16 protein-coding genes and 1 tRNA gene are annotated in these 21,203 nt (G+C 33.7%); 6 read left to right on the top strand and 11 right to left on the bottom strand.

Translation table 11 applies throughout. From position 1 onward, the window contains the following. The first annotated feature begins 1 nt into the window (after position 1). A complete protein-coding gene (locus tag FUA22_RS00955; RefSeq protein WP_147765676.1) occupies positions 2-1,432 on the top strand; it encodes a Gfo/Idh/MocA family protein in 1,431 nt (476 codons plus the stop codon). 10 nt (positions 1,433-1,442) lie between these two features. On the opposite strand, the gene ilvA is transcribed toward FUA22_RS00955, so the two are convergent. The 5 genes from ilvA to ilvD form a co-directional block, all read right to left on the bottom strand. After that, positions 1,443-2,708 (bottom strand): threonine ammonia-lyase IlvA, encoded by a 1,266-nt coding sequence (ilvA, locus tag FUA22_RS00950; protein ID WP_147765674.1) that lies wholly within the window; start codon positions 2,706-2,708, stop codon positions 1,443-1,445. 12 nt (positions 2,709-2,720) lie between these two features. Next, positions 2,721-4,196 carry a ketol-acid reductoisomerase gene (ilvC, locus tag FUA22_RS00945; RefSeq protein ID WP_147765672.1) on the bottom strand — a complete coding sequence of 492 codons (1,476 nt, stop codon included), beginning with the start codon at positions 4,194-4,196 and terminating at the stop codon, positions 2,721-2,723. A 66-nt stretch (positions 4,197-4,262) separates the two neighbouring features. Next, on the bottom strand, positions 4,263-4,796 hold the full coding sequence (ilvN, locus tag FUA22_RS00940; protein ID WP_147765670.1) for an acetolactate synthase small subunit: 534 nt from the start codon (positions 4,794-4,796) through the stop codon (positions 4,263-4,265). A gap of 24 nt (positions 4,797-4,820) precedes the next feature. After that, on the bottom strand, positions 4,821-6,554 hold the full coding sequence (ilvB, locus tag FUA22_RS00935) for a biosynthetic-type acetolactate synthase large subunit (protein WP_147765667.1): 1,734 nt from the start codon (positions 6,552-6,554) through the stop codon (positions 4,821-4,823). A gap of 6 nt (positions 6,555-6,560) precedes the next feature. Beyond that, complete coding sequence (gene ilvD, locus FUA22_RS00930) at positions 6,561-8,243, bottom strand: dihydroxy-acid dehydratase (protein ID WP_147765665.1); 1,683 nt, start codon at positions 8,241-8,243, stop codon at positions 6,561-6,563. Between the two features lie 601 nt (positions 8,244-8,844). Between ilvD and metK the strand changes: the two genes are divergently transcribed. From metK to FUA22_RS00905, 5 genes are all read left to right on the top strand, one after another. Next, entirely contained in the window at positions 8,845-10,098 is a 1,254-nt protein-coding gene (gene metK / locus FUA22_RS00925; RefSeq protein WP_147765663.1) for a methionine adenosyltransferase, read from the top strand. Between the two features lie 169 nt (positions 10,099-10,267). Then, the gene (locus FUA22_RS00920) at positions 10,268-12,088 is read left to right on the top strand and encodes a hypothetical protein (protein WP_147765662.1); all 1,821 of its coding nucleotides are present in this window, start codon (positions 10,268-10,270) and stop codon (positions 12,086-12,088) included. 136 nt (positions 12,089-12,224) lie between these two features. Continuing rightward, positions 12,225-12,551: an ArsR/SmtB family transcription factor gene (locus FUA22_RS00915; RefSeq protein WP_147765660.1), complete on the top strand. Its 327-nt coding sequence runs from the start codon at positions 12,225-12,227 to the stop codon at positions 12,549-12,551. Between the two features lie 47 nt (positions 12,552-12,598). Then, a complete protein-coding gene (locus FUA22_RS00910) occupies positions 12,599-13,486 on the top strand; it encodes an arsenite methyltransferase (protein WP_147765658.1) in 888 nt (295 codons plus the stop codon). 222 nt (positions 13,487-13,708) lie between these two features. Next, a complete protein-coding gene (locus FUA22_RS00905) occupies positions 13,709-14,797 on the top strand; it encodes a toxin-antitoxin system YwqK family antitoxin (protein WP_147765656.1) in 1,089 nt (362 codons plus the stop codon). Between the two features lie 228 nt (positions 14,798-15,025). Here FUA22_RS00905 and FUA22_RS00900 read toward each other — a convergent pair. From FUA22_RS00900 to FUA22_RS00875, 6 genes are all read right to left on the bottom strand, one after another. After that, a tRNA-Tyr gene (locus tag FUA22_RS00900) sits at positions 15,026-15,108 on the bottom strand. 83 nt (positions 15,109-15,191) lie between these two features. Further along, positions 15,192-17,903: a TonB-dependent receptor gene (locus FUA22_RS00895; protein WP_147765654.1), complete on the bottom strand. Its 2,712-nt coding sequence runs from the start codon at positions 17,901-17,903 to the stop codon at positions 15,192-15,194. Positions 17,904-17,936: 33 nt separating this feature from the next. Beyond that, positions 17,937-18,815, bottom strand: coding sequence for a GLPGLI family protein (locus FUA22_RS00890; protein WP_147765652.1), 879 nt, complete (start codon positions 18,813-18,815; stop codon positions 17,937-17,939). A 128-nt stretch (positions 18,816-18,943) separates the two neighbouring features. Continuing rightward, positions 18,944-19,807 carry a GLPGLI family protein gene (locus FUA22_RS00885; RefSeq protein WP_147765650.1) on the bottom strand — a complete coding sequence of 288 codons (864 nt, stop codon included), beginning with the start codon at positions 19,805-19,807 and terminating at the stop codon, positions 18,944-18,946. Positions 19,808-19,899: 92 nt separating this feature from the next. Beyond that, positions 19,900-20,745 (bottom strand): GLPGLI family protein, encoded by an 846-nt coding sequence (locus FUA22_RS00880; RefSeq protein WP_147765648.1) that lies wholly within the window; start codon positions 20,743-20,745, stop codon positions 19,900-19,902. A gap of 4 nt (positions 20,746-20,749) precedes the next feature. Further along, complete coding sequence (locus FUA22_RS00875; protein WP_147765646.1) at positions 20,750-21,088, bottom strand: hypothetical protein; 339 nt, start codon at positions 21,086-21,088, stop codon at positions 20,750-20,752. Positions 21,089-21,203 lie beyond the last annotated feature (115 nt).

Genomic DNA, 21,203 nt, shown 5'->3' with positions numbered 1-21,203 from the left:
CATGAATAAAAGAGACTTTTTAAAAAAGAGTAGTTTAGGTGCAGCCGGTTTAGCATTTGCACCGTCATTATTTATGGCTCAGTCAAATACTAAAAAGAATCGTCTTAGAACTGCTCATATTGGTGTTGGGGGTATGGGAAAAGAAGATTTAAGAGATATTGCTTCACACCCCTCTGTGGATGTAGTTGCGCTTTGTGATGTAGATTCTAAGTTTCTTAAGGCAGCTAAAAAACTTCACCTTAAAGCCAAAACGTATTCAGACTATAGAATTATGTTAAAAGAAATGGGCAATGAAATAGATGCCGTTATTGTTTCTACGCCAGACCATACACATGCGCCAGCCTCTATACTAGCTATGGAAATGAATAAACCTGTGTATTGCCAAAAGCCATTAACACATCATGTTTCAGAAGCTAGAGCAATGAATAAAATTGCTCAAGAGAAAAAGTTGGTTACTCAAATGGGAATACAGGTTCATTCATTTTATGATTACAAATTGGCCACATTATTGATTCAATCTGGTATTATTGGAAAAGTTCACACAGTTAGAGCTTGGTCTCCAAAAAATTGGGGATATAATGGTCCAGTCCCTCAAGGGAGTGATACTGTTCCTGAATCATTAGACTGGAATTTATGGTTAGGCACTGCAACAAAACGACCATATAAAAAGAATGTTTATCACCCAGGAAATTGGCGTAAACTAATGGATTATGGTTGTGGTACATTAGGCGATATGGGTGTTCATATTTTTGACACACCATATAATGCCTTGCAACTTGATGTTCCTTTAACCATAAAAAATGAATGCCGACCTACAAATGGTTTTGGCTATCCTGAACACAATAAAGTCACATATAAATTCCCGAAGACTAAATACACCACAAGAAGATTAAAATGGGTGTGGTATGATGGAAAAGGCGCACCTGAAACTCATAAAGATTTGATATTGCCGGGAGCAAAAAAGGTACAATCACAGCAAGATAAAAATGCTTCTTTAGAGGGCAAATTATCTTTAGACACTAAAATAGCCAATGAAGGTGTTTTACCTGAACAAGGCGCCATGTTTATTGGAAAGAAAGGACGCTTACTTTTACCTCATTTTATGCAATTACCTAGAAAAATTGTTGACGGAAAGTATGTAGATATAAGTGCTGAAATAGATGCTATTTCAAAAAAGCATAATTTGGGAAAACCTATTCGGAATTACGCTTCTGAAGGCCCAAAACATTACCATCAGTTTGTTGACGCTTGCTTAGGAAAAGGTGAGTGTACTGCTCCGTTCTCATATGCTTCTAGGCTAACAGAAACTATTTTATTAGGAGTTATTGCTGGCCGTTTTCCTAATAAAACACTTCATTGGAACAGTGAAAAAGCGAAATTCTCTGAAGACGAGGCCAACAAATATCTTACTGGGAATTACAGAGAATTTTAGTACTTAAAATTTAAACTAAAAACTGAAATAAATCTGGCTTATCATTTAGGTAATCACCATAAAAACCGTGTGCTTTCATTTTTGCAACCAATGGCTCCAAATCGTCAGAAGACTTTAATTGAATACCCACAACTGCTGAACCATTTTCGCGGTTTGTTTTTTTAGCATATTGAAAGTAAGTGATATCGTCGTTTTCGCCTAAAATATCAACTACAAATTCTTTTAAAGCTCCAGCACGTTGCGGAAATTTAATAATGAAATAGTGTTTTAAATTAGCGTACAATAAAGCGCGTTCTTTAATCTCTGGTGTTCTAGTAATGTCATTATTACTCCCACTAATCAAACAGACTACATTTTTACCTTTTATCTTTTCAGCATAAAAATCCAGTGCCGAAATACTTAAAGCTCCTGCAGGTTCTACAACAATAGCATCTTTATTGTAAAGCTCCAAAATGGTTTCACATATCTTTCCTTCTGGAACGATAATAATATCATCTAAATTCTCTTGACAAATTGGAAATGTTAGGTTACCAACTCGCTTTACTGCTGCTCCATCAACAAATTTTTCAATCTTATTCAGTTCTGTGTTTTCATTTTTTTCAATGGAAACGGACATAGAAGGTGCCCCTTGGGGTTCTACTCCAATAATTTTAGTGTCTGGAGATAATGCCTTAAAAACAGATGACAATCCAGCGGCTAATCCGCCACCACCAACAGGAATAAAAATATAATCAATAGGGCTTCCTGCTTGTTGTATAATTTCCAAACCTACAGTAGCCTGCCCTTCAATAACCTTTTTATCATCAAACGGGTGAATAAAGGTTTTCCCAGTTTCTTTACAATCAATTAACGCCGAAAGATGTGCATCATCAAAAGTATCGCCTTCTAATTTTATGTTAATAAAATCACCACCAAACATTTTAACCTGCTCCACTTTCTGATTTGGAGTAGGCATAGGCATATAAATGGTGCCTTTTATTTCTAATAATTTACATGAAAGGGCTACACCCTGAGCATGATTACCGGCACTTGCACAAACTACTCCGTTTTTAGAATCCTCTGTAGATAAGGAACTAATTTTATTATACGCTCCTCTAATTTTATAGGATCTTACTTGTTGTAGATCTTCTCTTTTAAAAAAGATGTCAGCCTGAAACTGATTGGAATATCTTAAGCTAGGGCTTAAAGGAGTAACTGCCGATACTTTTTTAATAGTATCGGCAGCTACCTTAACATCATTTATATCAGGAAAATATGTTACTTTTTCCTTATTCATATTCTTTAGTCTTTAAACTATAGGCTTCATTGCTGTCATAGACTCTCTTAAGAATGTTCCAATTTTTTCAACTGGATGCGCTCTTAAAGCTGCATTGATTTCAATTAATCTTGCATTATCTACACCCTCACCATTATCTTTAGCATATGGCTTACCAATAACGTCAACATCAATTCCTTTCATGAAATCCTCTAATAAAGGTTTACATGCATGGTCGAATAAATAACATCCGTACTCAGCAGTATCAGAAATAACACTATTCATTTCGTATAATTTACGTCTTGCAATTGTGTTAGCAATTAATGGTGTTTCATGTAAAGACTCGTAGTATGCTGACTCATCAATGATTCCAGATTCTGTCATTGCTTCAAAAGCTAACTCAACACCAGCTCTAACCATTGCTACCATTAACACACCATTATCATAATATTCCTGTTCAGAAATCTCAACATCGCCAGCAGGTGTTTTTTCAAAATTAGTTTCCGCAGTTGCAGCTCTCCATCCTAATAAATTCTCGTCACCATTTGCCCAATCAGCCATCATTCCACTAGAGAAATTACCTTCCATAATATCATCCATGTGCTTTTGGAATAATGGACGCATAATATCTTTTAACTCTTCAGATAATTCAAAAGCTTTGATTTTTGCAGGGTTAGATAATCTATCCATCATGTTTGTAACACCACCGTATTTCAAACCTTCCGTTACAGTTTCCCAACCATATTGAATTAATTTAGAAGCGTATCCAGCATCAATCCCTTGTTCAACCATTTTATCAAAACAAAGAATAGAACCTGTTTGTAACAAACCACAAAGAATAGTTTGCTCTCCCATTAAGTCACTTTTAACCTCAGCAACAAAAGAAGATTCTAAAACCCCTGCCTTGTCACCACCAGTTGCAACAGCATAGGCTTTTGCCTGTGCTAAACCTTTTCCTTCTGGATCATTTTCTGGGTGAACTGCAATAAGTGTTGGTACACCAAAACCTCTTTTATACTCCTCACGAACCTCAGAACCTGGTGATTTAGGTGCACACATGATTACTGTTAAATCCTCACGTACTTGCATACCTTCTTCAACAATATTAAAACCATGAGAATAAGATAGTGTAGCTCCTTTTTTCATTAAAGGCATTACTGCGTTAACAACGTTAGTGTGTTGTTTATCTGGTGTAAGATTTAATACTAAATCAGCAGTTGGAATTAACTCCTCATAAGTCCCAACGTTAAAACCGTTTTCAGTAGCATTTACAAAAGAAGCACGCTTTTCTTTAATAGCCGCTTCACGTAATGTATAAGAAATATCTAATCCAGAATCTCTCATGTTCAAGCCCTGATTTAATCCTTGAGCTCCACAACCTACTATTACTATTTTTTTGCCTTTTAATGCATTTACGCCATCTGCAAACTCAGATGCATCCATGAATCTACATTTAGACAATTGGTCTAATTTACCTGCTAATGTAAGTGTGTTAAAATAATTTTCCATTTTTAATATTCTTGTTTTAATACTTGTTTTCATCCTTAATTTAAGGATGCCTGTTTAATAATTTATTTATTGATTTTTAATTTGACTTAACAACTCTGTTACTTTCATTTCATCTTTTGTAACTGCTATTCTTCCAGAACGCACAAATTGCATAATACCGAAAGCATTCAAATCTCTTCTTAAGGCTTCAATCTCATGACGTCTTCCAGATTTTTCTAAAACAAAAAACTCTTTGTTTACCGTTACAATTCTAGTATCACTTTCTTTAATGATATTTTGAATTTGAGGCTCATCAAACAATAATTCAGACTTAATTTTGAACATACATGATTCCGTAAATATGGTTTCATGATCGTCATGGTAATAAGCCTTTATTACCTCAACCTGTTTTTCTATTTGTCCAACTATTTTTTTCGCCTGAGATTCTGTAATATTAACTACAATTACAAATCTATTTACATTTTCAATCTCAGACTGAGATGTGGTTAAACTTTCAATATTTATTGTTCTACGTTGAAAAATTGCAGAAATACGATTCAACAATCCAATGTTGTTTTCAGTATAAACCGATATCGTGTATGTTTTTATTTCTTCGTTCATTATAAAATGAATTATATTCTAATATTAACTTAATCTTACATCTGATACCGAAGCTCCTGCTGGCACCATTGGAAATACATTATCCTCTTTTTCAACACAAACTTCTAAAAAGTAAGATGATTTTGAAGTAATCATATCTTTAACGGCATCAGCCAATTCTTCACGTTTTGTAACACGCTTAGCGTCTATATGATATCCTTTTGCTATTGTTACAAAATCCGGATTTGTCATTTCGGTTGAAGCATAACGCTTATCAAAAAATAGTTGTTGCCACTGACGTACCATCCCTAAAAATTCATTGTTCAAAACTACAATTTTAACAGGTACTTCCTGTTGAAAAATGGTTCCTAACTCTTGAATATTCATTTGATAACCTCCATCACCAATAATAGCTACTACTTCACGTTCAGGTGCTGCCATTTTAGCTCCTATGGCAGCTGGTAAAGCAAATCCCATAGTACCCAAACCACCAGAGGTAATATTACTTTTAGTTTTGTTAAACTTAGCATACCTACAAGCAATCATTTGGTGCTGACCTACATCTGAAACAATAGCAGCATCTCCTTTACTTTGAGCGTTGATTTCTTTAAGAACCTCACCCATAGTTAAGCCCTCCTTCTCAGGAAGCAAATCACCTTTAATTACTTGTTCATATTCAATGGCATACAAATCTTTGAATTCTTGTAACCAAGCTTCATGCGAATTAGGATTCAATTCGTTCAATAATAGGCCTAAGCTTTCTTTTGAATCACCTAAAACAGCCACATCAGTTTTTACGTTCTTATCTATTTCAGCAGGATCAATATCAAAGTGAATAACCTTAGCTTGTTTCGCATACGTATTTAAATCACCTGTAACACGATCATCAAAGCGCATACCTATTGCAATAAGAACATCGCATTCGTTAGTTAACTTATTAGGCGCATAGTTACCGTGCATACCAACCATACCAATATTTAATGGATGAGATGTTGGAATAGCCGAAGCTCCAAGAATAGTCCAAGCTGATGGAATTCCTGCCTTTTCAATCACTGCTTTAAGTTCTTCTTCAGCTTCACCGAGAATAACACCTTGACCCCAAACAATCATTGGTTTTTTAGCGTTGTTTATTAATTCCGCTGCAGCCTTAACTGATTCTATATTGGTTTTAGGAGCAGGATTATAACTTCTCACACTTTCGCATTTCTCATAGGAAAAATCAAATTCTTGAAACTGCGCATCCTTAGTAATGTCAATTAAAACCGGCCCTGGTCTTCCGCTTTTAGCTATATAAAATGCTTTAGCTATGACCTCAGGAATATCTTCTGCATTTGTAATTTGATGATTCCACTTAGTTACTGGAGTAGAAATACCAACAATATCTGTTTCTTGAAAAGCATCACTACCTAATAAGTGTGATGGTACCTGTCCCGTAATACACACTAGAGGTGTAGAATCTATTTGAGCATCAGCAATACCGGTTATTAAATTAGTTGCTCCTGGGCCTGATGTTGCCATAGCAACGCCTACTTTTCCAGAAATGCGAGCATAACCTTGAGCTGCATGTGCTGCCCCTTGCTCATGACGCGTTAAAACGTGATGAATTTTGCCTTGATACTTAAATAATTCATCGTAAACTGGCATGATGGCACCACCTGGGTATCCATATAGAATATCTACCCCTTCAGCTATCAAACATCTTATAATAGCTTCACAACCAGAGATACGCTCCGTTTTAGTAGTTGCCGTTTTATTGGTTTCCATGGTTTCAGTATTCATATTTTTTTAATATTTGTCTGTAACGCAACCTTCTGATGCCGAAGCCACAGAACGTGCATATTTAAATAGTATTCCTTTAGTATGTTTTAATGGAGGCGCTTGCCATTTTGCTTTTCTACTAGCCATTTCTTCATCAGAAATATTTAGGTTAATAGAATTATCAACTGCATCAATAGTAATAATATCACCAGTCTCAATCAAAGCTATAGCACCACCTACTTGAGCTTCTGGTGTAACGTGTCCAACCACAAATCCGTGTGTTCCGCCAGAAAAGCGTCCATCTGTAATTAATGCTACAGATTTACCTAAACCAGCTCCCATAATCATAGATGTAGGTTTTAGCATTTCTGGCATTCCTGGTCCTCCTTTTGGTCCGACATAACGAATGACGACTACATTTCCTTTTTCTACTTCTCCATTAGAAATACCTTCGTTTGCTTCTGGCTCGCTATTATAAACAACCGCTTTCCCTTCAAACTTTAAACCTTCTTTTCCAGAAATTTTTGCTACGGCTCCTTCTTCTGCAAGGTTTCCTTTTAATATTTGTAAATTTCCAGAAGACTTTAACGCTTTATCTAAACTGTATAAAACATCTTGTTCTTCAAATTCCATTGCTTCAACATCTGCAAGATTCTCAGCTAAGGTTTTACCAGTAACCGTCATGCAGTCTCCATGTAAAAATCCTTTCTCTAACAAATATTTCATAATCTTAGGTGTCCCACCAATACCATGAACATCTTCCATTAAATATTTTCCTGAAGGTTTTAAGTCTCCAATAAGAGGTGTTTTATCACTTATTCTTTGAAAATCTTCTAAAGTAAAATCAATATCCGCAGCATATGCAATTGCTAAATAATGCAATACCGCATTTGTAGAACCTCCAAGAGCATTAACAAGGGTAATAGCATTTTCAATAGACTTTTTGGTAACAATGTCTTTTGGTTTTAAATCCTTTTCCAAAAGATTTTTCATGGCTTGGGCTGTACGTTCTGCTTCTGTAAGTTTGCTTGGGTTTACAGCTGGTATAGATGAGTTATAAGGTAAGGCCATTCCCATACATTCAATAGAAGAAGCCATTGTGTTTGCAGTATACATACCACCACAAGCTCCTGCTCCAGGAATAGATTTTTTAATAATTTCCTTATATTCTGCATCATCAATTTCTCCTGCTATTTTTTGTCCTAAGGCTTCAAATGCCGAAACAATATTTAACTTGCGTCCTTTATATTTACCAGATGCAACACTTCCTCCATAAACCATAATAGACGGTCTATTCAGTCTTAACATGGCTATAATAGCTCCAGGCATATTTTTATCGCAACCTACAACACCTATTAATCCGTCATAAGCCATTCCATTTACAACAGTCTCCATAGAATCTGCAATTATATCCCTAGAAGCTAAAGAATACTTCATCCCGGGAGTACCCATAGAAATTCCATCAGAAACTCCAATAGTTCCAAATGTCAAACCAACTTGACCAGCTTCATTTACATGTTTTTTAATTTCCGCTGCAATATCATTCAAATGCATATTACAAGGATTCCCATCATATCCTGTACTTCCAATAGCAATCTGTGGCTTCTTTAAGTCTTCTTCAGTTAAGCCCGTAGCATATAACATAGCTTGGGAAGCTGGTTGTGATGGGTTTTGAGTAACTGTTTTACTGTATTTATTAAGTTCGCTCATGTTTTTTATAGATAATTTTAAATCTTATTCGGTTTTTATAATGATATCTCAACGATTTTAAGAGTTTTAACAAAAAATCTTTATTACGGTCAACGAAAATAAACCTTTAGCTATTTTCAAGCTTTTCTATATATAAATCAAGGTTAAATTCACTACACCAAAAAACATATTACAACATTGATTTACAGCTGTTTAACTTGATTTTTTTATGATGCCCAATACTTAAAAAAAAATCACAAAAAAACCTTCCGTAATTATAGGAAGGCTTTAACTGTATCTTATGTTAATTAAATAGCACTTCCTATCGTTGTGAAATAATCACAATGACAATAATTGAAATGATATTTAAAAATGTCTTATTCATTTTGAACGCTGCAAATATTTACAATAAAAACGTCCTGACCAAAATTTTGGTTAAAAAAATAAAATTTGATTTGTCTTTCCTTTAATTTTTTTACTTTTGCGCTCACAATAATAGAGGAAAGATTTGACTGATTGCAACCTCTTTATACTGAACATGTTTCTGTATAAAAAAAAATGCTAAAGGCAGTGTTAACTTCCTGAGACGTATTCGTCAAATCTTACTCATAAATTAAATAAAATGCCATATTTATTTACTTCGGAAAGTGTTTCTGAAGGACACCCAGATAAAGTTGCAGATCAAATTAGTGACGCCCTAATCGATAATTTTTTAGCTTTTGATGTTGATTCTAAAGTAGCTTGCGAAACTTTAGTTACTACAGGACAAGTTGTACTTGCCGGTGAGGTAAAGTCTACTACCTATTTAGATGTACAGAAAATTGCGAGAGACACTATTAACAAAATAGGATATACCAAAGGTGAATATATGTTTGATGGTAATTCTTGTGGTGTTTTTTCTGCAATTCACCCGCAATCACCAGATATTAATCAAGGTGTAGACCGAGGTAGCAAAGAAGAACAAGGAGCTGGTGATCAAGGTATGATGTTTGGTTATGCTACTAATGAAACTGAAAATTATATGCCACTGGCTTTAGATTTATCTCATAGAATCTTAATAGAGCTTGCTGCATTACGTAATGAAAATAAAGACATTACTTACTTAAGACCAGATTCTAAAAGTCAGGTAACTATTGAATATAGTGATGATAATATTCCGCAACGTATTGACGCCATTGTAGTATCTACACAGCATGATGATTTTGCAGATGACGACACTATGTTAACTAAAATAAGAAAAGATATTGTTGACATTTTAATCCCACGAGTAGTTGCTAAATTACCTGAGGCTATTCAAGTTTTGTTTAATGATGACATAAAGTATCATATTAATCCAACAGGTAAGTTTGTAATTGGAGGACCTCATGGAGATACCGGACTAACAGGACGTAAAATTATTGTTGACACCTACGGTGGTAAAGGTGCTCACGGAGGTGGAGCATTTTCTGGTAAAGACCCTAGTAAAGTAGACCGAAGTGCAGCCTATGCAACAAGACATATTGCAAAAAATCTAGTGGCTGCAGGAGTTGCCACCGAAGTTTTAGTACAAGTAAGTTATGCTATTGGTGTTGTTGAACCTATGGGAATTTTTATTGACACCTACGGTACCTGCCCTTTCAATATGACAGATGGTGAAATAGCTGAAAAAGTATCTCAAATTTTTGACATGAGACCATTTGCTATTGAAGAACGTTTAAAATTACGTTCTCCAATGTATAGTGAAACTGCAGCTTACGGACATATGGGACGTACAAATAGAACTGTATCTAAAACATTTTCTCAACCTAACGGAAACAGCGTAACACTAGATGTTGAATTGTTTACTTGGGAAAAGCTTGATTATGTTGATAAAGTGAAAGACGCTTTCGGGCTGTAGAGTCACAATTATTTAAATATATAAGTCCTCTAAATAACAGGTTTAGAGGACTTTTTTTATTTTTTTACTTTTTAGGGTAGGAATTTTTATCATTTAACTGTTCTATAAGCAGATGACTGCTTTTTGACAGTCATCAACCAAATCATTTAACCTACAAATAACTATGTTTATGAGAACAAAACTATTCTTAACACTTTGTTTTATTGGGGTTATGCTGTCTTGTAATAAAGACCGCTTACCTAATGATGAAGCAAACAACAACAACGACGAACCTTCAAATTTTCATGAGAACTTTGGAGATGCTATCACAAGAACTTTTATAGGTAATGTTATTGACATTAATGGCAACCCTATTGAAAATGTCATAATTTCTATAGGAAACGATGACGTCCTAACAGATGATCACGGTGTTTTTATTTTGGAAGACGCCCAAGTAAACAAACGTTTTGCATATGTGAAAGCAGAAAAAGATGGCTACATTCACGGGTCTCGTGCTTTAGTACCAACATCTGGAACCAACAAAGTTTCCATTATGCTTTTGGAAGAAACCGTAGCTGGTTCTACAACTAGTGGTACTTCAGAAACTATAGCTATTGCAAATGGTGCTTCGGTTAGTTTAGAAGGTGATTATATTAAAGAAGATGGTACGCCTTATTCCGGAAGTCTAGATGTTATTATTCATCATTTAGATCCTACTGATAAAGCTGTTTCGCTTCAAATGCCGGGGATGCTTTATGCTGAAAATGAAGATAACGAAGAACGTATGCTTCAAACTTTAGGTATGCTTGCTGTTGAATTAAGAGGAAGCGGTGGCGAAGACTTAAATTTAGCCGAAGGCTCTTCAGCAGAAATTAAAATTCCTGTTGATGCCAGTTTACTTTCAATAGCTCCAAGCTCTATTCCTTTATGGTTTTTTGATGAAGCTAAAGGATATTGGATTGAAGAAGGTGAAGCTACTTTAGTTGGCAACAATTACATTGGTACAGTTGAACATTTTTCGTTCTGGAATTGCGATATTCCTGCCGAAGCTATTAACCTTTGCGTTACTGTAATGAATGAAAATGAAACAGCTTTTGCCAATACTAAAGTGACTATAACAAGTGCAACATTTGGAACTAGAAGTGGTTTCACCAACGAATTGGGTGAAGTTTGTGGATTGGTTCCTAGTGGTGAAACCTTAGAAATCAATGTTTATGATTTTGCTATTTGCGGGTCTAATATTATTTACACAAGTGCCATCGGACCATTTAATTCAGACGATAGCTTAACGGTTATTGTTGAAGAGTCATCTAATATTATTAATGAAACAGTTACTGGAACATTTACTGATTGTGACCAGAATCCAGTTACAAATGGTTATGTGGTAATAACCTATGGTGACCAACAATTCTTTGACATGTTAACTGAGGGTGTTTTCGAAATTAATATGTTAAGATGTTCAACAGCTGATAGTTTTTCAATTGAGGCTATAGACCATGATAATCTGCAAACTACTGGGGAAATAAATTATACGTTTAGCACTCCAGAAACTAGTTTAGGAAACCTAATATCTTGTAATGATATCACTGAATTTATTCAGTTTAATATTGATGGAGATACTGGCGAAAATGTACTCATAGCAACTAATATTAGAGCTACTTTTGGTGAATCAGACAATACCAATTCTGGTTCTAGTAATGGCTTGAATATTTCTGGTCAAGGAGAAGCAGGAACTAACGATTGTTTCTATTTATTTGGAAACTTAACTGACGCTCCTCATACTGGTACTTATGATAATTTAGATTATCAAGTACAAGATGACACGGGAATAAATATTGGTGAATGTATAGGTATATCTCAAACCAATAATAACATTATTTATAATGTAACTGCACTTGGAGATGTTGATGAATACATTGACATAAACTTTAGTGGCGATTATGAAGATTATAACGGAAACACGCATACAATAAGCGGTGTTATCCACGTATTAAGAGATTCATTAGATTAAAATTTACTTTAATACAGATGAAAAAGATCGCATATTTTGCGGTCTTTTTTATTTTGATAAAGATTGAAATTTCAAGAAAACATTTTGTTATTTAAAATATTAATCGTAATATTGCAATGAATAAATAAAAGGATTCATGGGAGTTACTAAATCTGAAAAATTTACTACTGAGCAAAATGAAATTGCGCAATTAGCAAAAGTACTTGGGCATCCTGCTAGAGTAGCCATTATTCAGCACTTGTTTAAAATAAATACCTGTATTTGTGGTGATTTAGTAGATGAAATAGGATTGGCACAACCCACTATTTCGCAACATTTAAAAGAATTAAAAAACTCCGGACTTATCAAAGGAAATATAGAAGGCACCAGTGTTTGCTACTGCATTGACAAGGATAACTGGACTAAAATGAAGAACCTAATTACAGATTTTTTAGAATTAGACACAAGTTCTAATTGTTGTTAAAAAATTTGAATCGTTTAATCGCAACATTACAATAAAATAATAATATTATGAATACAAAAGAGCAAGAACTTAAAGACATCGTGAAAGAACGATATAGCAAAATAGCCGAACAAGGAAAAGCAGAAAATGCCTCCTCATGCTGCGGTGCCACTACGCCATCAAATAAAGTTTATAATATTATGATGGATGATTATTCCAAAACCGAAGGTTATGTTGAAGATGCCGATTTAGGCTTAGGTTGCGGACTTCCAACTGCCTTTGCACAAATAAAAAAAGGAGACACTGTAATAGATTTAGGCTCTGGAGCCGGAAACGATTGCTTTGTTGCCAGACATGAAACGGGTACCGAAGGGAAGGTAATTGGTGTTGACTTCACCCCTATTATGATAGAAAAAGCACGTACCAATGCTGAAAAATTAGGTTATAACAATGTGGAGTTTAGAGAAGGCGATATTGATAACATGCCAGTAAATGAAAATGTAGCCGATGTTATTGTAAGTAACTGCGTTCTTAACTTAGTACCAAATAAACAAAAGGTAATTGGTGAGATTTTTAGAGTTTTAAAACCTGGAGGCCACTTTAGTATTTCAGATATTGTTTTGGTTGGTAATTTACCAGAAGCCTTAAAGCAAGATGCCGAAATGTACGCCGGTTGTGTAGCAGGTGCTATTCAAAAAGAGGACTACATGCAACATATAAAAAATCAAGGTTTCCAGAATATTACCATTCAAAAAGAAAAACCAATACGTATTCCAGATGATATTCTTTCTAAATATCTTTCAGAAGACGCTATAAACAGTTTTAATAATAGTGGTTTTGGTATTTTTAGTATTACTGTTTATGCTGAAAAACCTGGAGCTAAATCCGATAAACCTAAAGTGAAATTATCTGAATTACAAGACAGCTGCTGTGAACCTAGTAGTGGTTGCTGTTAAGAAATCCTAATTAGAAAACAATTATAAAAAGACCACTTATTAAAGTGGTCTTTTTATGTTTTGTGTAGTTGATTCTGTCAGAAAAATTAGCTAACTTCGTTTACTTGTGCTGAACTTGTTTCAGTAACGTCGGATATAAGTCACCTGTGCTGAATTTATTTCAGTATTAAAACGACGCATATCCCTAAGTTGTGTGTAATTTGAACCTAACCACCTACTAAATTGAAAATTAAGCTCTACATACTATTCTTAATTCTTTTTTTCTCTTGCAAAAACAACCCAAATGATTCTATATTCAAAAATTCAGACTATGTTTTTTATGAGGAAGATGGGAAAAAAGGCTATTGGCAAAAAATAAGCAAGGATTCGGACTTTAAATACAAAAAAGGCATACTAAACTATTACTACGACAATGGTAAAAGATTCGGAGAAATAGAAATATTGGACAGCCTACCAAACAGAATTGAAAAATTATTCGATATGGAAACTGACAGTTTAATAAAAACTGTTTGGAAAAAAAATAACGAGGAATATAAACGAATTTATGAAGATGGATATTACAATCATTTCTACTCAAACAAAGGAGAAATAATAATCGAAGAGGGTTTGGTTAAAAATAATTTAGAGCAAGGTCTTTGGAAAAGATATTGGAACACAAATGGAACTCTTAAACAGACTATAAATTTTAGGGATGGTAAAAAGCACGGAAAAAGAGTAAATTACTGGGAAAACGGAAACACAAAGGACATATCAAATTGGAATATGGATAAACAATTTGGTCAAGGAATAATTTATTATGAAAATGGAAAAATAGAAGAAGAAAATCATGTAAAAGACGGAAAACTTCATGGTATAGTTAAAGAATATTACAAAAGTGGAAATATAAAATCAAAGGACAAATATTGGAATGGAAAAAAATGTGATACTAGTAAAACATTTTATGAAAATGGAAATCTTAAAGAATTACAGCTAATAGATTTTGATTCTCTAACGCTCAATTCATCAGGTAAAGAATTTCGTTATTTTTCAAATGGAAACTTAAAGGTTGAAGTGGAATTCGTTAATTTCAAGGCAAATGGAAATCTAATAATTTACAATGAGGATGGAGTCATAATTGAACGTTCGAAAAAACTAGATAATAAACATAAAGGTAGTTTTACAATATATTATGATTCAGGGATAAAGCAGATAGAAGGAAATGCCAACAATGGTTACTTTCATGGTAAATTGAATTATTTTGACGAGAATGGTAAATTAATCAAAATAGTTAAATATGATAATGGGACAGCATTGGATTCTATTATTTATTAAAAACTACACACAACATAGCTATAAGTAATTGCTTGTTCTTGGCTACTTTGGAAATTCCTTTATAAAAATTAACCAAGATTAAATATCCTTATTTCCCAATCCTGAAAATGAAAAGCACCACTGCTATCGCAGTGTTCTTTTTTTATTCTAAAATATCCTTTAAAGCAAGCTTCTTATTATTTTGGAATAAAAAAGTCTGCACTTACGTGCAGACTTTTCAAGTTAATGTGGGAAGAGCAGGATTCGAACCTGCGAAGGTGAAAACCAACAGATTTACAGTCTGTCCTCGTTGGCCGCTTGAGTATCTTCCCAAAACCGAGCGCAAATATATTATTGTTGGATAATTTAACCAAAGAAAAAAGCGATAACTTAATTAAGTTATCGCTTTTAATTTTTAAAGCTCATATCGTAGCCTGAAAGTCAAGAATCTAGGCTGGATAAAATATTCTATGGCACTTACAGAAACATTACTTGTATTGGTTCTGTTTTGCGATTTGGTATCCAATAAGTTAGTGGCATTTAATTCAAATTCCCATTTACTGTCTTGGTCTTTTCTATATGCTAATGATGCATTCCAAAACTCATAATCGTTAATAGTTGTTCCATCTTCACTAAAATTATTATAAGAGTAGTCTGTTTTAAAAGTAAACTTCTTAAAAATTAAAGCATCAAATTCAACTGACGGTACTTTAGTAACAAAATTAGTTTTTCTTTCTCCTTGATTATTATCTTGAATGGTATGTCTATAATTTATTTCAAAATTAGGTGCATCTCTAAAATTAGTACTTAATCCAGTTCTATAAGTATAAGAATAATTCTCATTTACTGATGGTCTGTTATTAACAACCTGATTGAATTTGTTATAGTTAAAATTACCTCCTAATGATGCTTTAAATTTACCAAGGGTTTTTTGAATGCGCCCATTAAAACTAGCATTCTCATCTGGAAAATCAGAATTAAACGGGGTACTCACTCTAACAACACTTCCCGGTTCAAATTGTGAAGTAGTTCTAATTCTATCAATGGTTTTAGAATAACTTAATCTAGCAAAAACATTGGTATAATTAAACATATTAAAACTGAAATAAGATAGATTTAGATTATGTGCCAACGCACTTTCTAATTCCTGATTTCCTGAGAAAAACGCATTGTAATTATTCATTACCAAACCTCTAGCTAATTGATTTACATCTGTAAAGTTTGTAGACATGCGATAATTGAAATTAATATTCTCACTATTCTTTAACTGAATACGCGTATTAAAATCTGGTAATAACCTGAAAAAGTTGTCTGTATAATTTACATTAAACTGATTATTTTTAGCACTATATGCATGTGCCGATACTCCCGGAGTAAACGTGAAAATACCAGATTTTAAACGGTAATGCATACCTAAATACACATCATTAAAAGTATATTCTATATCGTTACCATCTAAACTATTAGGCAGTGTATTTGATGGTTCAAATATGGTTCCGTTATCTAAATATTGAAAAATACTAGAATTAAAATCTTGTTTACTGTAAATAGTACCAAGCGTAAAATTTAAGTCACTTTTATTATTTAAAACATTCCAATAATCTAATTTAGCATCAACCTGATTTGATTTTACACGCTTTTCCTGAGCTACATTATAATCTATTTGCGCATTATCTAACCCCAAAGCATTTCCAGTATCATCATAGTTTGCTTTATCTTCTAAAATAGCATTGTAGAATGGGTCTTCGTCTTGCAATAAATGTTGAACTTCAAAAGCAAAAATATTATTATCATCAAGGGTATAATAATAATTCAAATTCTGACTAATACTAAAAGGCGAAGTATCTTCTAACTGATCTATATTGCCTAATACAGACGAAAAATACATTTGATCTTGAGATTCTTTTGAGGTTCTTGCAAGCACATCATAATCTAGCTGATTGTTCGCATTAGGTTTATAAGCAGCACTTAGCTTTAGCATCCCTAAATCACTACGTTGTGTTGTATTACTTTCTGTGTCCTCATTTGGAATATTTAAGTCTGGGTCTGTATAAGTTACAGCTCTGTTTTCCTGTAAATCAGTCCTACTATTTGAGAAAATAGCAAAACCACTTAAATCTAAAGTCTTTTTAGGTGAGTAGCTAAAGTTTGCAGCTCCAAGCTTGGTGTTAATATATTTGGCTCTGTTATTTTGAGCGGTTAAAAAACCAATATCATTACTACCTAAATTAATATTAGTACCACTACTTCTGCTTGGACTTCTAAACCCACCAGAAAATTTAAAATAGTCACGTCTGTTAAAGGCAACTTCTCCTATATTATTTAAATCACCTATAAGATTGATACTATACTCTGGACTGTAATAAAAAAGTTTAGGTTGTAATAAATACAATGTTTCCTCATCAGAATCTCCTAACCCACCAGTAATGTTACCAAACCAAAATTTCTTTTTACCTTCTTTAAGTTTGATATTGATAGCTATATTATCTTGATTATCTGTTACCCCACGCAACTGACTAACCTCTGAATAGTTTTTTAGAATCTCAACTTTATCAACAGCATTAGCTGGAATATTTTCAACGGCAAGTTTAGAATCACCATCAAAAAAGTCTTTTCCTTCAACCATTACTTTACCAACTGATTTTCCTTCAACTTCTATTTCACCATCATCATTTAATTCAACTCCAGGTAGTTTTTTTAGAACGTCACCTAATTTTCGTTCTGTACCAGATTTAAAAGAATCTGCATTATAAACTATGGTATCACCCTTAACTGTAACGGGCATTTCATATACCAATTCAACAGCATCAAGTGTGTTGTCATTTTGTAAAGTAAAATTCTTAGTGACTCCCTGATCAGTAGTTTCAACAACAGCTTGAGATGTCTTCATTCCTACATAACTCACTTGAATGGTATAAGAAGCATTCTTTTCTAAAGACAGCCTATAGCGACCTTCGTCATTAGTAATTCCGTAAGAATCTAGTTTTTGAGTTGCTTGATTTATGGCAATTACATTGGCTAATTCTAACGGCGTACCTATACTATCTTTTACAACACCTTCCAGACGAACTTGCGCAAAGGTTGAGCCTACTACTAATAGTAGTGCTAACGTTAATAATCTTCTCATTGATTGGTAATTATATGAATATTATTGATTGAATTATCTTCCTCCTCCACCTGGGCGTCCTCCACCTGGGCGACCTCCTCCTCTTCTAAAGTTTTCTCTCATTTCTTCCATCTTCTTTTTTGAAATTTCATCAAACTCTGCCCTTGAAACTTCTTTTCCTTTTGAAGGTACTTTAATGACATCTTTATCATTTGTATTCATCACTATTTTAGAACATAGAATGGTAGTTCTTCCTTCATTAACTTCTAGAATTAACCCTGGAAGCCCCCAATAATCACTTGGTCCTTGACTAACTGGAATCTGTGGCGTATACCACACTACAACATCTAATTCATCAGTAACCTCTTCTAGTTGCTCTTCCTTTTTTTCAGCCTCTTCACCTTCTTGATCAGGTCTTGGTCTTCTAAAGTTAACATCTAAACCGTACTTTACTTTTGTCCCGGTGGCTTTAAAACACATGTATTGACCAATTTGTTTAGTTTCACCTGTCATTCTCCATTCAAAGGAAGGAATAGAATCTCTTATTAAAAACTTTTTCCCAAAAACTTCACGCTCCTGCAAAAAGGATTGATCTTTAATATTTTTATATTGGTTTCCATCAACAAAATTCCCCATCATCATACGTCCAAAACCACTTCCTCCAGATCCTGGAGCATCCAATTTTTCTTCTTCTTTATATACAGATTCAGACTTATTAAACGTTAGAATATATGTTTTTTCCAAAGCATTTTTCAATCTGGCTGCAATACGTTTTTTCATATCTTCGTCCATACCAGGCCTACCAAAATTGGCCATATCTATGGTTGTTTTAGACATGTAATGCGCTTTTCCTTGAAAGTCTTGCGCTGTAATTGAGTTTGAAATCAATAAAGCAAAACATACTACTGAAAATTTTATAAACGTTTTTCTCATTACGGAGTTGTTTTTGGTTAATTAAGATACTATGCTCTTAGACCAAAATACTACATTATAGTTTAAAAACGAATCGTTAATATTAAGTTAAATTATTAGCACTATGATTTTCGCTTGAACACCTCCATTTATCTTGTCCTTCTACCCATTCTGTTATCTCTAAACTCAGTCATTTTTTGAGTAATTATTTGGCTGTATTCATCCTTTAATACACGTTTTCCTTTGTCCGGAGCTTCTATTTCTATTTGCTCCTTTGGATTAATAATCACTTTAGAACATAAAATTGTTGTATTGTTTGCACTAACTTCTAGAATTAACCCTGGAAGTCCCCAATATTCTGATGGTCCATGGCTTACTGGAATTTGAGGTGTATACCAAGCAATAATTTGTGTCATTTCAATGTCGTCAACCTCCGTGTCTATTTGCGATTCTTTACTATTTGACACCGTTAAAGAATCGTTTTCCTTTTTAGCGTCATTTTTTCTAAGCTTATCCCAGGAGAACGACCACCATTCTAGTTGAGAAGAGGGTATTAACCCAACAGCTTTGTAACAGGTGTATTGACCAATTTGTTTTTGTTCGGTGCCCATATTCCAATTTATAGGCTGCAACTTATCGTCAATTAAAAACCGCTTTCCGTAAAATTCTTGATTTTGCACAAGTCTATTCATCTTAACATTTCTATATTGATTACCAGCGGTAAAGTTTTTTCCCCAAGAATCTGTAGCTCCAGAAATAGCATCAAGTATTACTTCTTCTTTATATAAAGATTCTTCTCTGTTAAATGATAAAACATAGGTTTTCTCTAATCTATTTTTTAACCTTGCAGCAACTTGATTTTTTTGCTGCTGACTCATTCTGGCTCCCCATGTCCCTAAATCTAGGGTAGATTTTGAATAATAGTAAGCCTTACCTTGAAATTCTTGACTAAATACAGATGTAGAACAAAATAAGGCGAGACAAATGGCTAAAAAATTAAATAATGTTTTCATTTTTAAATATGTTTTGTTTAACAAATATACTGTTTTATTAAACAATAATATTATTTTACTAGAAAACTTACAATATCAAGGAGGTTTGGAAGTTAACCCCCTACTCTAATTTCAATTCTGTGACCGCCGTCATCACCTCTTCTGTGTTCGTACTTTTCAGCTTGTTCTTGCATTTTCTTTTCTACCACAGCTTCAAAATCTTTCTGGCTAATCTCTTTACCTTTTACTGGCTCTTTAACGGTTAACTTTTCTTTAGGGTTTAGCACAATTTTACTGCATATAATAGTTTCTTCTCCATCATTAACTTCTAATATTAAACCTGGTAAACCATGAAATCTTGCAGGTCCTGAATTAACTGGAATTTGCATAGTGTACCAAGCAGTTACAGCAACTTCTCTCATCTCGGGTTCGGTATTCTCATCATCAAAGTCCCTGTCGCCATTAATACTAATTCCACTTTCTCTAACTTCAATCATACGTTTCATGGTGGCCTTATGGCAGGTGTATTCACCAATAAATTTGGTATCCTTTTCTAAAGTCCAATCTTGTTTTTCTAACTCGTCTTTTACAAGAAAAATCTTCCCTAACACTTCACTCTGCGAGGTAAATCTATTTTCCTTGATATTCTTATATAATATATCTGAAGCTCCAGCTGTCATAACCACCATACGCATACCTCCAGCTTGAGGTGCCTCTAAAGCTTCTTCTTCTTTGTAAACCGAGGACTCTTTATCAAAAGTTAGTATATAAGTTTTTTCAAATTGCTTTTTCAACATAGCCATCATACGCTGATGCATTTCAGAATTTACTTGTGTACTGTCTAATTTAATATCCAATTTTCTTTTAGTTTTATAAGTAGCCACTCCCTGAAAATCTTGGGCGGTAGCTGACAATAAAAACATGGATAAGATTCCGACTAAAATAATAGTTCTTTTCATCTTTTTATTTTTGAATTTGGTAAAATGTTAATGCTGTATTTTTAAGTTTTTTTAATCCCTTATTAAGTTGTTCTTTTTCTTCAAAAGTTCCGCTAACCTTCATGGAAAATAAGGATAATTCACCGTTTTTCATTGGTTTTCCTTTGCACTTCAATTGCATTGAAATTGGTATGTTTGGTTCAACTTCCTTAAACACATTTTCAATACTTTCAATATTAATTGCCTCGAGTTCTTCTAAAGAGTTAACCGAAACACTAATGCTCAAGTTTTCAATTTTCACATCGCTTTGCGCAAGACAAAGATTCGATATTAAAATAATGAATAAAGTAACAATTGTTTTCATTTGATTTAAATTTTATGATTTCTGTCGTTTTTTGATGATTTTCTACCACAAATATGCAACACCTAAGTCTAACTTAAAGTTAACTAGTGTTAACGTGTGTTAACCGATTGGTTTT

Origin of the sequence: Seonamhaeicola maritimus (genome assembly GCF_008056315.1) — a bacterium.
GTDB classification, from domain to species: domain Bacteria; phylum Bacteroidota; class Bacteroidia; order Flavobacteriales; family Flavobacteriaceae; genus Seonamhaeicola; species Seonamhaeicola maritimus.
The sequence above is the reverse complement of the archived record's forward strand: the minus strand, read 5'-3'. Positions and strand labels throughout refer to the sequence as shown.

Coding starts and splice junctions, on each gene's coding strand:
- FUA22_RS00885 (WP_147765650.1), bottom strand. CDS start 19,807: ATGAAAACATTATTTAATTTTTTAGCCATTTGTCTCGCCTTATTTTGT.
- FUA22_RS00920 (WP_147765662.1), top strand. CDS start 10,268: ATGAGAACAAAACTATTCTTAACACTTTGTTTTATTGGGGTTATGCTG.
- FUA22_RS00915 (WP_147765660.1), top strand. CDS start 12,225: ATGGGAGTTACTAAATCTGAAAAATTTACTACTGAGCAAAATGAAATT.
- FUA22_RS00955 (WP_147765676.1), top strand. CDS start 2: ATGAATAAAAGAGACTTTTTAAAAAAGAGTAGTTTAGGTGCAGCCGGT.
- ilvN (WP_147765670.1), bottom strand. CDS start 4,796: ATGAACGAAGAAATAAAAACATACACGATATCGGTTTATACTGAAAAC.
- ilvB (WP_147765667.1), bottom strand. CDS start 6,554: ATGAATACTGAAACCATGGAAACCAATAAAACGGCAACTACTAAAACG.
- FUA22_RS00895 (WP_147765654.1), bottom strand. CDS start 17,903: ATGAGAAGATTATTAACGTTAGCACTACTATTAGTAGTAGGCTCAACC.
- ilvA (WP_147765674.1), bottom strand. CDS start 2,708: ATGAATAAGGAAAAAGTAACATATTTTCCTGATATAAATGATGTTAAG.
- FUA22_RS00910 (WP_147765658.1), top strand. CDS start 12,599: ATGAATACAAAAGAGCAAGAACTTAAAGACATCGTGAAAGAACGATAT.
- FUA22_RS00875 (WP_147765646.1), bottom strand. CDS start 21,088: ATGAAAACAATTGTTACTTTATTCATTATTTTAATATCGAATCTTTGT.
- ilvD (WP_147765665.1), bottom strand. CDS start 8,243: ATGAGCGAACTTAATAAATACAGTAAAACAGTTACTCAAAACCCATCA.
- metK (WP_147765663.1), top strand. CDS start 8,845: ATGCCATATTTATTTACTTCGGAAAGTGTTTCTGAAGGACACCCAGAT.
- ilvC (WP_147765672.1), bottom strand. CDS start 4,196: ATGGAAAATTATTTTAACACACTTACATTAGCAGGTAAATTAGACCAA.
- FUA22_RS00890 (WP_147765652.1), bottom strand. CDS start 18,815: ATGAGAAAAACGTTTATAAAATTTTCAGTAGTATGTTTTGCTTTATTG.
- FUA22_RS00880 (WP_147765648.1), bottom strand. CDS start 20,745: ATGAAAAGAACTATTATTTTAGTCGGAATCTTATCCATGTTTTTATTG.